The sequence below is a fragment of the Rhodoblastus sp. genome (genome assembly GCF_052145335.1).
GTDB lineage: Bacteria > Pseudomonadota > Alphaproteobacteria > Rhizobiales > Beijerinckiaceae > Rhodoblastus.
Map to the genome: position 1 here is coordinate 1 of NZ_JBKQOU010000174.1, position 13,745 is coordinate 13,745.

At 64.3% G+C, this 13,745-nt stretch carries 13 protein-coding genes and 1 pseudogene; 8 read left to right on the forward strand and 6 right to left on the reverse strand.

What is annotated here, in order from left to right:
* The 5 genes and pseudogenes from ACLP2E_RS11270 to ACLP2E_RS11290 all read left to right on the forward strand — a co-directional run.
* A pseudogene (locus ACLP2E_RS11270) lies at positions 1-80 on the forward strand (DNA-binding response regulator); the annotation flags it as partial.
* Between the two features lie 176 nt (positions 81-256).
* A complete protein-coding gene (locus tag ACLP2E_RS11275) occupies positions 257-2,023 on the forward strand; it encodes a stimulus-sensing domain-containing protein (protein WP_442461954.1) in 1,767 nt (588 codons plus the stop codon).
* An 8-nt stretch (positions 2,024-2,031) separates the two neighbouring features.
* Entirely contained in the window at positions 2,032-2,532 is a 501-nt protein-coding gene (locus ACLP2E_RS11280; protein ID WP_442461909.1) for an HPr kinase/phosphorylase, read from the forward strand.
* A 196-nt stretch (positions 2,533-2,728) separates the two neighbouring features.
* Entirely contained in the window at positions 2,729-3,130 is a 402-nt protein-coding gene (locus ACLP2E_RS11285; RefSeq protein ID WP_442461953.1) for a PTS sugar transporter subunit IIA, read from the forward strand.
* The gene (locus ACLP2E_RS11290) at positions 3,127-3,462 is read left to right on the forward strand and encodes an HPr family phosphocarrier protein (RefSeq protein ID WP_442461908.1); all 336 of its coding nucleotides are present in this window, start codon (positions 3,127-3,129) and stop codon (positions 3,460-3,462) included. The genes ACLP2E_RS11285 and ACLP2E_RS11290 overlap by 4 nt, the downstream gene beginning before the upstream one ends.
* A 25-nt stretch (positions 3,463-3,487) precedes the next feature.
* Here ACLP2E_RS11290 and ACLP2E_RS11295 read toward each other — a convergent pair whose 3' ends face one another.
* Positions 3,488-5,206: an AMP-binding protein gene (locus ACLP2E_RS11295; RefSeq protein ID WP_442465983.1), complete on the reverse strand. Its 1,719-nt coding sequence runs from the start codon at positions 5,204-5,206 to the stop codon at positions 3,488-3,490.
* A gap of 306 nt (positions 5,207-5,512) precedes the next feature.
* Here ACLP2E_RS11295 and ACLP2E_RS11300 point away from each other — a divergent pair, with 306 nt between their 5' ends.
* From ACLP2E_RS11300 to ACLP2E_RS11310, 3 genes are read left to right on the forward strand one after another with little or no spacing between them, the layout of a single operon-like run.
* Entirely contained in the window at positions 5,513-6,052 is a 540-nt protein-coding gene (locus tag ACLP2E_RS11300; RefSeq protein WP_442461906.1) for a TerB family tellurite resistance protein, read from the forward strand.
* Positions 6,049-6,873 (forward strand): SDR family NAD(P)-dependent oxidoreductase, encoded by an 825-nt coding sequence (locus tag ACLP2E_RS11305; RefSeq protein WP_442461905.1) that lies wholly within the window; start codon positions 6,049-6,051, stop codon positions 6,871-6,873. The genes ACLP2E_RS11300 and ACLP2E_RS11305 overlap by 4 nt, the downstream gene beginning before the upstream one ends.
* Before the next feature lie 2 nt (positions 6,874-6,875).
* Positions 6,876-7,637: a glutamine amidotransferase gene (locus ACLP2E_RS11310; protein WP_442461904.1), complete on the forward strand. Its 762-nt coding sequence runs from the start codon at positions 6,876-6,878 to the stop codon at positions 7,635-7,637.
* Between the two features lie 12 nt (positions 7,638-7,649).
* Here the strand turns inward: ACLP2E_RS11310 and ACLP2E_RS11315 are convergent, their stop codons facing one another.
* The 5 genes from ACLP2E_RS11315 to epmA form a co-directional block, all read right to left on the reverse strand.
* Positions 7,650-8,189 carry a glycine cleavage system protein R gene (locus ACLP2E_RS11315; RefSeq protein ID WP_442461903.1) on the reverse strand — a complete coding sequence of 180 codons (540 nt, stop codon included), beginning with the start codon at positions 8,187-8,189 and terminating at the stop codon, positions 7,650-7,652.
* An 86-nt stretch (positions 8,190-8,275) separates the two neighbouring features.
* Positions 8,276-8,815 (reverse strand): CAP domain-containing protein, encoded by a 540-nt coding sequence (locus ACLP2E_RS11320; protein WP_442465984.1) that lies wholly within the window; start codon positions 8,813-8,815, stop codon positions 8,276-8,278.
* Positions 8,816-8,850: 35 nt separating this feature from the next.
* Positions 8,851-11,457, reverse strand: coding sequence for a DUF3772 domain-containing protein (locus tag ACLP2E_RS11325; RefSeq protein ID WP_442465985.1), 2,607 nt, complete (start codon positions 11,455-11,457; stop codon positions 8,851-8,853).
* Between the two features lie 61 nt (positions 11,458-11,518).
* Positions 11,519-12,583, reverse strand: a complete 1,065-nt coding sequence (locus tag ACLP2E_RS11330) for a lysine-2,3-aminomutase-like protein (RefSeq protein ID WP_442465986.1) — start codon at positions 12,581-12,583, stop codon at positions 11,519-11,521.
* Positions 12,580-13,623: an EF-P lysine aminoacylase EpmA gene (gene epmA / locus ACLP2E_RS11335; RefSeq protein ID WP_442465987.1), complete on the reverse strand. Its 1,044-nt coding sequence runs from the start codon at positions 13,621-13,623 to the stop codon at positions 12,580-12,582. Before epmA ends, ACLP2E_RS11330 begins: the two co-directional genes overlap by 4 nt.
* Positions 13,624-13,745 lie beyond the last annotated feature (122 nt).

The following is a 13,745-nucleotide window of genomic DNA, read 5'->3' on the forward strand; positions in this document are numbered from 1 at the left end:
AGAAATTCAAGTTGGTGGACGACGATTTCGAAATGATCGAAACGCTCTACGGCGTCGGCTATCGTTTCAAGGAAGCGTGACGGGCGGGCGGTCGCCACTGCGCCACCCCCTCAGCCTGCGCGAGAGATAAGCTGGAATCATCTCTGGAGGAGAAAAATTGGACAGGCGCGTAGGCGCGGAACAGTCGGGAGGCGGGGGCGAACTGAGGCGCGGCGCCAGGACCCGCCTTTTTTCGCGTTGGCCGTTTTCGGCCTTGATCGCCCTGCCGGCAAGCCCGCGCGCGAAACGGCGGGTAGTCGCGCTGCGCGCCTTCTGGCGCGGGGCGGTGTCTCGCTTTGCCTCGCCCCTGACCCGGCGCATCATCCTGCTCAATCTCGGCGGTCTCTTCGCCTTGCTGATCGGCTTCCTCTACCTTAACCAGTTCCGCGAGGGACTGATCGACGCGCGCATCCAGAGCCTTCAGACCCAGAGCGAAATCATCGCCGCCGCCATTGCCGCCTCGGCGACGGTGGATACGGACGCCATCACCATCGATCCCGAAAAGCTGTTGAAACTCGCGCCCGGCCAATCTTATGGCCTGGACGAGGAAACCACGCCCGGCCTCGAATTTTCGATCAATCCGGACCGGGTGGGACCGTTGCTGCGCCGCCTGGTCTCTCCAACCCGCACGCGCGCCCGCATCTACGACCGTGACGGCTACATGCTGCTCGATTCGCGCTCCATCGCGGCGCGCTCGAATATCTTGCGCAACGACCTGCCGCCGCCCGTCCAGGGCGACGGGCCAGCCTGGCTGGACTGGCTGCGCAATGCCGTTCATGGCCGCTTCAATACCGAGCAATTGCCGCTCTTCGACGACATCGGCGTCGCCAACGGCCGCGCTTACCCGGAAGTGGCCGACGCGCTGGAGGGCAGGGAGCGCAGTTTCGTGCGGGTCAATGTGCGTGGCGAAACGGTGATTTCGGTCGCCGTCCCGATCCAGCGCTTCCGCACCGTGCGCGGCGCCCTGCTGCTTTCGACCCAGGGTCACGACATCGACAGCATCATCGCTTCCGAACGGCGGACGATCGTCCGCATCTTCCTCGTCTCCGCCGCCATCATGTTCCTGCTTTCAGCCGCTCTGGCGGGAACCATCGCCGAACCCATGCGCAAACTGGCCGAAGCGGCGGACCGCGTACGGCGCGGCGTCAAGTCGCGGCAGGAAATTCCCGATTTCACTGAACGAAACGACGAGATCGGCCACTTGTCGGGCGCGCTTCGCGACATGACTCGCGCCCTGTTCAATCGCATGGAGGCGACGGAGCGGTTCGCCGCCGATGTCGCGCACGAGCTGAAAAATCCCCTCACATCCTTGCGCAGCGCGGTGGAGACCCTGCCCATCGCCAAGACGGATACGTCGAGGGGCCGCCTGCTCGAAGTGATACAGCACGACGTGCGCCGGCTCGACCGGCTGATTTCGGATATTTCCGACGCCTCCCGCCTCGACGCCGAACTGGCGCGCGGCGACATGGAAGTGGTCGATATCGCCCGGCTGCTCCGCGCTCTGGTCGAGGTCGCCAATCAGGTTGGACGGGAGGACAAGGTGAAGGTCGCGCTCGCCATCGAGGGCAAACGGCGCGGCGAGGAATGGCTGGTGTTCGGCCATGATTCGCGGCTCAGTCAGGTGGTCAATAATCTGGTCGACAACGCCCGCACCTTTTCCGAACCCGAAGGCGAGGTGCGTGTTTCGCTGCGTCGCACGCGGGCCGAGGCGCAGGACGGGCGAGCGCCGCGCGAAGGCTTCGAAATCTCAGTGGACGATGACGGGCCGGGCATCCCCGCCCATGCTTTCGAACGGATTTTCGAGCGTTTCTATACCGACCGTCCCAATCAGAGTTTCGGCCAGAATTCCGGACTTGGCCTTTCGATCTCCCGCCAGATCGTCGAAGCGCATGGCGGCGTCATCCATGCGACCAATCGCGTCGACGACCGGGACGAAATTCTTGGCGCGCGATTCGTCGTGTTCCTGCCTGCGGCTGCGGAATGAGGCCGGAAATGGAGACCCAGTCGATAGGAGAGACCCAGTCCGAAAAGGCTCCCTTCCCCGTCCATGCCAGCGCCGTCGTTTTGGGCGAGAGCGGCGTGATGATTCGCGGCGCTTCCGGCGACGGCAAATCCACATTGGCTTTGGCTCTGGTCGAAGCCTGCGGCGGGCGCGGCGATTTTGCCTGCCTGGTTGGCGACGATCGCGTCATCGTGCGGATCGTCAACGGGCGGGCGCTGGTCAGCCCGCATTCCGCGCTGTCGGGCCTGGCGGAATGGCGCGGCATCGGGCTGGTCCAGCAGAATTTCGAGGCCTGCGTCGTACTCGCCCTGATCGTCGACCTCGAATCGCTCGAACAACAGGCCGGGCGCCCGCGACTGCCCGAAAAGGACGAATTGTGCGCCGATTTCCACGGCTTGCATGGCGTGGCGCGCCTGCGGCTGCCCGCGCGGGAGACCGAGCGCTCGGTCGCGGCGATTATGGCATTTTTGCACAAAGTTTCGCCAAAATGAGGGCCTTGGCTCATTTTGCTTGCCAAGGCGGCAGCAAACACCAAAATGGCCCGTCTGAAATTCGGCGATTTCGTGGCCGCTTGATCGCCGGGTTCGACAACAGGCCGGGACAACACCGGCCGGAATGGTTTTTCGCTCGCGTCGACTCACAAGCCATGGCCTTGCGGGTTGGGCGAGAACAGGACGGTAAGTGTCTATGATCGGCATGGTGCTTGTGACGCATGGCCATCTGGCGACTGAGTTTCGCGCGGCGCTGGAGCATGTTTGCGGGCCCCAATCGCAATTGGCGACCATTACCATTGGCCCCGAGGACGATATGGAGAGCCGCCGCAAGGATATTATCGCCGCCATAGAAGCCGTCGACTCTGGCGCCGGCGTGGTGGTCCTTACCGACATGTTCGGCGGCACGCCGTCGAACCTCGCCATATCGGTGATGGATGGCGCCAATGTCGAAGTTGTCGCCGGCGTCAACCTGCCGATGCTGATCAAACTCGCCTCGGTGCGCGACGAAGCCAGCCTCGACCAGGCGGTGACCCAGGCGGCGGAGGCGGGCCGGAAATACATATACATCGCCAGCAAGATTTTGTGTGGGAAATGAACGATTCGGACCATACCGAGCCCTGTGACGACTGCCCGCCCAACGCCCCCGTTCCCGCCGGCGCCGTCACACGCGAGATCCCAATCATCAACCGTAAGGGGCTGCACGCCCGCGCCACGGCCAAGCTGGTTCATTGCGTCGAGCAATTCGAAGCGGATGTCACCGTGTCGCGCTGCGGAGAGACGGTCGGCGGCCAGTCGATCATGGGCATATTGACCCTGGGCGCCGGGATCGGCTCGACCATCAGCGTCGCCGCGACGGGAAAGCAGGCGCGGGAAGCGATCGACGCCATAGCCGCGCTGATCGCCAATCGCTTTGGCGAAGACGAATAATTCAGTCCGAAAAGTCTCGGAATATTCACGCCTTCTCGCGCAAAAGCCGGCGGATGATCTTGCCGCTCGTCGTTAGCGGCAACTCACTGGCGAATTCGATCTCGCGCGGATATTCGTGCGCCGACAACCTGCTTTTCACCTGGGCCTGAATCTCCTTCGCCAGTTCCGGCGAGGGCGAAAACCCCGGCTTGAGCACGACAAAAGCCTTAACGATCTCACCGCGCAGGTTATCGGGCTTGCCGACCGCCGCCGCATTCGCCACGGCGGGATGGCGCAGCAGCACATCCTCGATCTCCGCCGGCCCGATGCGATATCCGGCCGAGGAAATCACGTCGTCGTCGCGGCCAAGGAAGAACACATAGCCATCGCGGTCGCGCCGCGCCCGGTCGCCGGTGAGCATCCAGTCACCCAGAAATTTCTGCTCCGTCGCCTCCGGCCGGCGCCAGTAGGAGAGAAACATCACCGGATTGGGCCGACGGGAGCCCATTCCGATCCGATCGGGTCGGTGGGCTCCCGTTTCCCCTTTTGCCGCATTCTCTTCACACGAACCGGATTCCACTTCGCTCAAAAATGCTTTGACCGCGATCTCGCCGGTTTCCTCGTCGTCGCAGATCGAGCCGTCGGGACGGATCACCGCCACGTCATGGCCGGGGACAGGCTTGCCGATGGCGCCGGGCCGGTTGACGCCGAGCAAGGCGCTGGAGGCGAGGACCAGGTTGCATTCGGTCTGGCCGTAGGATTCGTTGATGGTCAGGCCGAGTTCCTCGCGGCCCCAGTGAAAAGTCTCGGCGCCGAGCGATTCGCCGCCGGTGTTCACGCTGCGCAACGAAAAGTCATATTTTGCGCGCGGCGCCTTCACCGCCCGCATCATGCGCAAGGCCGTCGGCGGAATATAGGCGTTGCGTATGCCCTGCGCCGCGATCAGGGCAAAAGCCGCCTCCGGATCGAATTTGCGGAATGGCCGGGCCACCACCGCGACGCCGAAATGCAGCGACGGCAACAGCACATTGAGCAGGCCGCCGGCCCAGGCCCAGTCGGCGGGAGTCCACATCAGGTCGCCGGGTTGCGGAAAATCGTCATGCGGCATTTGTACGCCGGGCAGATGGCCGAGCAGCACGCGATGGCCGTGCAACGCGCCCTTGGCGAGGCCGGTGGTGCCGGAAGTGTAGATCATCAGGGCGGGATCGTCGGCGAGCGTTTCGACCGGCGCAAAATCCCGAGATTCGGCGGCCACGGCCGCGAGAAAATCTTCCGCCGAATTTTCCGCGCCGTCGAGGCACAGGATGGTTTGCAGATCGGGCAGGCTTGAGGCGCCGATCTCGCGGATTTTCGCCAGCCCCGGAGCATCGCAGATCAGACCCTTGGCCGAAGAATCGTTCAACCGATAGGTCAGCGCCTCGACGCCGAACAGGCTGGCCAGCGGCAAAGCCACGGCGCCCAGTTTATAGATGGCGATATGGGCGGCGGCGACATGGCGCGACTGCGGCAACAGCAGCGCGACGCAATCGCCTCGGCCGATTCCCCTTTTTCTCAAGGCGTTGGCGATGCGGTTGGATTGCGACCGCAATTCGCCAAAGCTCTGCGCTTTCGGCTGGTCGTCGGGGCCGATTTCGACGATCGCGGCGCGGTCCGGGTCTGCCAACGCCCAGCGGTCACAGCAATCGACGCCTATATTATAATGGGCGGGGATCGACCAGGAGAAGGCGCGCCGTCGGCGCTCGTATTCGTCGGCAATCTGTCGCACGTTTTACCTTTCCGCCCGCCGCTGCGCGGCCATAGCCCACCGAACGACGGCCTCTTCCGACACCCTACGGCGACTGTGGAGGAAATAAATCGCCTCGCGTCAAGCTGCGATGATCGAATTCTTCTATTTTCATTGAACCAGGCGCCGCTGAAGCAAAACGTCCCGCCTGCTTTTCGCGAAGTTTGCATTTTTGCGCGGGAAAACGTTCAAAATCGCGCATTGTCCTGCGATTTGCGGCATGGTTAATGCTTCATTAAGGCACGTTGTTCATTTTAGGAAAACCGCGCGAGAATTTCAGGATCCCGCATGTTCGAAAATCTTCGTCGGTTTCTTGAGGAAATGGCTGGGCCGGCTCCCGCCGAGCGGGGTTTCGGCGACGACGACATGCGCGTCGCGGCCGCCGCCCTTCTGGTCCACGTCGCCGAAATCGACGGATTTTTCGCCGAGCCCGAACGCCGGGCGCTGCTTCTTCTGTTGCAGCAGAGATTCAATCTAGACGCCGAGATGGCGCACGAGCTACTGGCCGCCGCGCAGAAAAGCGACCACGAGGCGGTGGACCTCTATCGTTTCACCTCGGTTTTGCAACATGCGATGACCCTGGCGGAACGCCGGCGGCTGATCGAAGAGATGTGGACCATCGCCTATGCCGATGGCGAGTTGCAGGAATTCGAGGAAAACATCATCTGGCGGGTATCCGAACTTTTAGGCGTGCCGGCCCGCGATCGCATCGCGCTTCGGCGCAAAGTCCGCGCTGAAAGCGGTTGCGATCCGGACGCCCCCGGGTCTTGGGAAACCGATTCCGGGGATGAGAGGCCCACCGGCGAAACTGGAAAGGCCCCGCGATGACCCCGAACGCCGGCGCCGCGCGGAGAATCATGCTGGTTACCGGCGCTTCCGGCGGCATTGGCGCCGATCTGGCGCGGCTGGCGGCGGCCAGAGGCCACGATCTGGTTCTGGTCGCGCGCAATCGCGCCGCGCTCGACGCCCTGGCCGATGAACTGGCCGCCCTGCCCGGCCAGCAAAATCCGCGGCCGCTGGTGTTCGATTGCGATCTGGCCAAGCCAGGCGCCGTCGACTCCCTGGTCGAGTTTTTGGCCGCACAGGGCGCCGCGCCCGAAATCGTCGTCAACAACGCCGGCTATGGCTCGCTCGGCCCGGCGGACCAGGGGAACCTGAGCGAACAGCTTGGCATGATCGACCTGAATATCCGCGCCCTGACCGAAATCAGCCTGCGCTTCGCCGCGCCTCTGGCCCAGGCCAAAGGCCGCCTGCTCAACGTCGCCTCCATTGCGGCCTTCATGCCCGGACCGGGCATGGCGGTCTATTACGCCAGCAAGGCCTATGTGCTGTCTTTCAGCGAGGCGCTGTCGGTCGAACTGGCGCCGCTCGGCGTCAGCGTCACCGCGCTCTGCCCGGGCCCCGTCCCGACCGGATTTCAGGAACGCGCGCGTTTCCGCCGCGATATGTCCAAGTTGACGCTCGGCGCGCTGTCTTCGCCCGAAGTGGCGCGCGCCGCCTATGACGGCATGATGGCGCGCAAGCGCGTGGTCATTCCCGGCTTGATGACGAAGTTCATCGCCTGGACCGCGCCGCTGACGCCCAAAGCCGTGTCTTTGCCCTTGATCAGCTCCCTGCAACTGCGGCGCAAGCAAAAGGGGGGAGGCTGACCATGGCGTTTACCGCCGATCCGTTCTCTCCGCCGCCGCGCCGGCCGGTGCTGGTCATCCTGCACGGGGAACATTCGACGCCCGGGCGCATCGGCCGGCTGCTGCGCGAATACGGCGCGCCGCTTGACATCCGCCGCCCGCCTCTAGGCGATCCGCTGCCCAAAACCCTGGGCGACCATTCCGGCGTCGTCATCTTTGGCGGCCCGATGAGCGTCAATGACGAGCATGACTGGCTGAAGCGCGAAATCGACTGGATCGGCGCGCCCTTGCGCGAAAACAAGCCCTTTCTCGGCATCTGCCTGGGCGCCCAGCTGCTCGCCCGCCATCTCGGCCACAAGGTCGCCGGCCATCCGGAAGGACGCGTCGAAGTCGGCTATTATCCGATCCACCCGACGCAGGCCGGCCACGATCTGTGCGAATGCCGCTTTCCCAACCGCGTCTATCAATGGCACCGCGAGGGTTTCGATTGCCCCAACGGCGCCTTGCTGCTGGCGCAGGGCGAGGATTTCGAGGCGCAGGCGATCAAAGTCGGCGACTGCGCCTACGGCCTGCAATTCCATCCCGACGTCACTTACGCCATGATCTGCAAATGGACGGTGACGGCGCTGGAACGCATGAACCATCCTACCGCGCAGAAAAGACAGCGCCATCTCGAAGGCTGGTTTCAGCATGACGCGGCGGTCTCGCGCTGGACCTCCGCCTTCCTGCGCCGCTGGCTGGGCCCGGACGATTTCGAGGATCCTGGGCTGGCGCCGGCGGAGTAGGGGCTGGGTAGCCTAGGCGCAATGAACGAGCGCCGGATTGTCATCGAGCGAGAGGTCAACCATCAACTCATGGGCGAGCGCTTCGAGGGACTGGCGCAGATCTTCGAGATGAAGGTCATCGGGCAGCGTCAGCCGCGCTTTTGCCTTGAACATGGCTTCGCCGGAGAACGACCCGCTGACGCATTCGCTTTCGAGTTCGGCGATGCTGACGTTCTGGGCGGCGAGGACGCGCGATATGTCTCGAATGATGCCGGGCCTGTCGAGGCCGACCAGCTCGAGTCGCAGCGTGCGGCCGCCGGTCGGCGTGGGCTCGTCACTCTTCTCGATGATGAAGCGCAGCCCCTGCGCTTCCATTCTACGCAGCGATGCGACGAGCGCGTCGGCTTTTTCCGGGGCGATGGCGACCAAAAGCATGCCGGCGAATTGGCCGGAAAGGCTCGCCATGCGCGTGTCAAGCCAATTGCCGCCGCCTGCGGCGATGGTCTCGGAAACCGCGCTCACCAAGCCCGGCCGGTCGCGGCCTATGACGGTTAGAACGAGATGTATCTGCATGCGCTCAGCTCCTCTCCCGCGTTGACAATACTCGATGCTGAGCGCCGCTCAACGCCGGATAGCCGGTTTGCGGTCGATTTCAGCCCCTAGTCCGCCAGAACCAGCGTCCAGAAGACCTTGTAATGGGCGTTGGGATTATAGGCGGCGGCTATCCCCATGCGGCGCATGCCCGGCGCCAGCATATTGGCGTTGTGCGGCGGCGATTGTCGCCAGCCGGAAAAAGCCTCGGCCAGGGTGTGATAGCCGGCGGAGACATTTTCCACCGCTCTCGACTTCCGATAGCCTGCGCGGTTAAGGCGGGCGGTCAGCGTGCCCCGGACCTCGTGGCTAAGCTTGTCGGACCTCGCCATGGCCTCGGCCTGGGCCTGCGCCTCCGCCATCAGGCCTGGATCGACGGTCAAGGCGTCCAGCCCGTGATTGGAACGATAAAGCGAAATCATGTCGCGCGCCGAATCGGCGTCGAGACGGGCGCCCGGCGCCGCCATGGAATCGTAAAAGGTTGGCGCACGCTGCGGCGTGGGAGGCGCGACGACGGGGGTGTCTGCACAAGAAGCAAGCAGCAGGCCGGCCGGCGCGACAGCGAACAGCAAACGCCCCAAAAGGGTAGGATTTTTCAATGCGTTCATTCCGGTGGCGGGAGCCAAGGCATGAGACAAAACAATTAAGTTTTGATGTCCTTCTGGCCGCTGCTTTTCAGTGTTTCTTCGCGCAAGCCAGCGTTCGCCTGGCGCGAAGACGCTTTGAAATAGCGCTGCATCAAGGGTTCGATCTGCTCTAGGTCAAGCGTGAGCGCGGCTGGCGGGGGCGGTGGGGCCGCCGGATTCATCCGCAGGCCGGCTTCTTCGAAAAGCTTGAAAATCGAATAATGCAGGTCGCTGGTCACTCGCGCCGCGCGCTCGACGTCCTCGACGAAACAGACCAGATCGAAACTTAGCGCGCTCGCGCCAAAACCGCTGAACAGAACCACCGGCGCCGGGATTCCCTGGACCTCGTCATGCGATTTGGCGGCGTCGAGCAGGACTTCCCGCACTTTTTCCGGTTCCGAGCCCCACATCACCTGGACCGGAATCTTGATCCGTGCGACGCGATCGCCGCGCACGAAATTTTTGACGATGCCGGTGACCATGTTGCCGTTGGGCACGATCATGGTGGCGCGGTCGAATGTTTCGATCTCGGTCGAGCGGACGTTGATGCGGCGCACATAGCCCTGTTCGTCGCCGATCACCACCCAGTCCCCGACGCGGATCAACCGCTCCCACAGCAGGATCAGGCCGGAGACGAAATTATTGACCACTGATTGCAGGCCGAGGCCGATACCGACGGAGAGGGCGCCGGCGACCAGAGCCAGCTTTTCGGTATTGATGCCGAGATAGGCGGAGGCGAACAGGATCGACAGCAATACGCCGATATAGCCGACGCTGGTGCGGATCGAAGCGCGCAGCCCGGTGTCCAGCCCCGTCAGCGGCAGATAGCGGTTTTCCAGCCAGTTCTGCGCCGCATGGGTCAGTCCGTAGCCCAAGGCGAAAAACAGCAGGGCGAGGATCACGCTGGACAGCGACAGGGTCATGTCGCCTAGCTTGACGCCGAAAAACGCCGACTGCAGCGTCCCGAGCATGTCGTGCGACGCCACTCCCCAGGGGGCGATCACCAGCAGCGCCGCCAGCGTGCAAAGCGATACATAGACGGCGGCGCTGAGCAGCACGCCGATCTGTTGCAGGCTTTCGCGGCGCAGGCCGATGCTGACCATCAGGCCGCGGCTGAGGCGCGAACCGGGACGAAAACCCTGTTCGATCGCTTCGCCGGCCAGTTTCAGCAACAAAAACAGGACGCCGGCGACCAAGGCGGCCCAGACAAGCTGATCGACGATAAAGGCGGCAAGGGCGATATAGCCGAGAAGATCGGCCACCAGGATCGCGCAAGTGGTCGTCCAGGCGATGAAACGGATCGGCGCCCACCATGGGCTTTCATCGGCGAGCGAGGCCGGGCGGCCGTCTTTCTTGTGCTCTTCCTCCGCCCCGGCGACGATGCCATAGAGCCCGCGCACCAGAATCGCGCCGACCAGAAGCGCGAAGACGCCGCGGCCCCACACCGTCGCCTGCAGGGAGGCGCCGATCACCTGGTTCATCGCCTCGACCACCTTGCCGAAGGTGACGACCACGACGATGATCATCGCCAGGCGAAAAAGCCTGTTGGCGACCTTGTCGCTCAGGTCGACCGGTCGCCACATCGCGCGGCCTGGCGCCAGCAAGCCAATCCCCAATCCGGCGGCGAGGGCGCAGCGGATCAGCCCTCGAAACATAGCGCTGGTCACGGGCGCCATTTGCGCGTCGTGGAGACCGAACCCGCCGGTCAGCGCGTAAAGGGCGCCGCCCCCGGCGATGGGAATCGCTGCGACCGCCAGCATCGTCCACAGGGCCGCCACCGCCTTTTGCAGATCATTGGGGGCGCGCCGGGAGTCGGAGCGCGGAATGAGCCGTCGGGCGCCAAAGGCCGCGGCTATGACCCCGACGATGACGAGGCCCAGCGCCAGCACGAAGAGCAGGCCCGAACCCTCGACCTGAATCGACGCGGCTCGCGCCGCAAAATCGACCAAAGCCGACCGGGCGGCGGCGACGGCGCGCGGGGCGTCGAGCGCCACCTGCATCCACAGGCTAGGCGCCAGGATGCTCGATCCGCTCTGGAACACCGCATTGGTGAACAGGGCGCGCCGCCGGTCCATGACCTGCGCCGCCAGTTGATCGGCGCGCACTTGCAGGAGATTGGCGCGTTTAAGCAGGTCTTCGCTCGCCGAATAGAGCTTCTGCTGGTCGTTGCGGTCCTGGGCGACGCCCGGATCCTCAGGCGGCGCGGCCGGATTGGCTTTTGGATCGGGCGCCGAGCCAAGCTGGTCGAGCCGGGTCTTGAGCGCCGCCAGCCGGGGCGTGACTTCCGCAACTACCGACTGAATCTGTTTGGAAACAGGATCGATCGCGGCGGCCTCGCGGGCTAGGTCGGCGTCGGTCAGCGACTCGCTGGCCAGCAGCGCGTCGATCTGGTCCAGACTCTGCTTGGCGGCGTCGAGCCGCGCCGCGTAATCCGTGGTCGCCGGCTCTTCCGGCGAGGTGGCGGTGGGCGAGATAGGGGAGGGGCGGTCCAGCGGGGCAGGGACCCTGGTCGTCTGGGCGATCTTTTCCCTGGGCTCCGCCGCAAAGGCGGCTGGCGGCGACCAAGCCAAAAAAAGGACGAGAAAGATTTTCGACCACAGGACGAGAGCGAACTTGCGCGTCACGGGCGGCTCCGATTCGTTTCGTGTCGGCAGCATCGGCGGAAATGGGCCGAAAGCAAGGCGCTCAAGGCTTTTCTTCGCAGGCGTCGCGGTAGACGTGGCTTTGGCCGCGCCAATCCTCGATCAGCCAATGCTCGCCCTGCCGCGCGACATAGGTCGGGCCGGCCGGAGCCTTCCCGTAGCCGCCAGGAATATCGATAACATAGATCGGCTGACAGAGGCCGGACACCCGCCCCAGCAGGGCGCGAACCAGTTTCCGCCCCTCGTCCAGCGGCAGGCGCAGATGCGAGGTGCCCGGCGCGAGGTCGCCGTGGTGCAGGTAATAGGGATTTATCCGCGTCTCGACGAAAGCGCGCATCAGCGCCGCCAGCGTCTCCACATCGTCGTTGACGCCACGCAGCAGCACGGTCTGGCTGACCATCGCCACGCCGGCGTCGATCAATTTTGCGCAGGCGCCGCGCGCCTCGCTCGTCAGTTCGCGTGGGTGGTTGGCGTGCAGCGCGACATAGAGAGTCTTGCCGCTGTCCTTCAACGCCGCGATCAGGCCGGGGGTGATCCGCTCCGGCGTCAGCGCCGGGACGCGCGAATGAAAGCGCAGTATCCTGACATGGTCGAGCCCGCGCAGGCGCCGCGAAAATGCGGCGAGGCGGCGCTCGGAAAGGCTGAGCGGATCGCCGCCGGTGACGATCAGCTCCCAGATTTCCTTGTGCGCGAGGAGGTAAGCGAAGGCGGCGTCGAGCGCTGCATCGTCCAAAACGCCCTGCGTTCCGGCGCCGACACGGGCGCGGCGAAAGCAGAAGCGGCAATAGACCGGGCAGACGCTGGTCAGTTTCAGAAGCGCACGGTCGGGATAGCGGTGGATCAGTCCTTTCGAGACCTCATGCGCGTCGTCGCCGATCGGGTCGGCGCTCTCCTCGGGCAGGACGCGCAATTCGGCGGGGTCGGGCAGGAATTGCCGGCCTATCGGGTCGTCGGGCCGCTCGATCAGCGCGGCGACGCCGGTTGGCACGGCGACGCTGTAGAGCGCCGCCACTTCCGCCAGCGCCTCAGCCAGTCGCGGCGAAGCGAGGCCGGCGGCGATCAATTCGTCGGGACGGGTCAGGGTTTTTTCGCGCAATACGTCGCTCATGATGCCCCTTTCGGCCGCGCCACCGGCGCCCAGAGGACCTCTTCGACATTTTGCGCAGCCGTAGCCAGCATGACCAGCCGGTCGAAGCCCAGCGCGATGCCGCTCGCCGGCGGCATATGCGCCAGGGCGGCGAGAAAGTCCTCGTCGAGCGGATAGCTATGGCCATAAAGCCGGGCGCGTTCCGCCATGTCGGCCTCGAAACGGCGGCGTTGTTCGACCGGATCGGTCAATTCGCCGAAGGCGTTGGCGAGTTCGACGCCGCAGCCATAAAGCTCGAATCGTTCCGCGAGCCGCGGATCGTCGGGTTTTCGACGCGCCAGCGCCGCCTCGCTCGCCGGATAGTCGATCAGCACCGTCGCCCGGCCGTGGCCAAGCCGCCGCTCGATACGGTCCGACAGGATCTTGCTGAACAGGTCGGACCAGTGATCGTCGGCGCTCACCCTGACGCCGATCTTCGCCGTTCTCGCCGCCAAGGCGTCGCGGTCATCGAGGACGGCGAGCAAATCGATCCCGGCGTAACGCTCGAAAGCCTCGGCGACGCTGACTATTTCTGGAGCAAGGAAGGGATCGAGGCGCGACTCGCCGAAATGAAAATGCGAGGCCCCCGCCGCCTCGGCGGCGAGCTTCAGCAGGGCGGCGCAATCGTCGATCAGGGCGCGGTAGGGCGTATCCGTCCGATACCATTCCAGCATGGTGAATTCGGGATGATGCCATTTCGAGCGCTCGCCATTGCGAAAAACATGGGCGAGGGCAAAAATCCGCTGTTCGCCCGCCGCCAGCAGCTTCTTGCAGTCGAATTCCGGCGAGGAATGGAGATAATAGGTCGTCGGCGGGCCGCCCGGCGGAGAAAATTGCGTGGCGAAACCGGCGATATGGGTTTCATTGCCCGGCGAGACCTGCAAGGCGGAGGGTTCGATTTCGACAAAATCCTGCCCCTCGAAAAAGCCGCGAACGGCTTTTACGATTTTCGCCCGCTGCAGCAGGCGGGGACGCCGGTCGGCGTAGTTTTCCGGCGCCCAATGGGGGCTTGCTGGCCGCATACCGACTTGTCCCTGACGGTTTTGACGAAAAAACTGGCTTTGCGCCCTCGGATCGGTATTAGTGGCGCCGCAGTTTTCAAAAAAGGTCCATAGACCCGACGGCCCGTCCCATCAACCGCGAC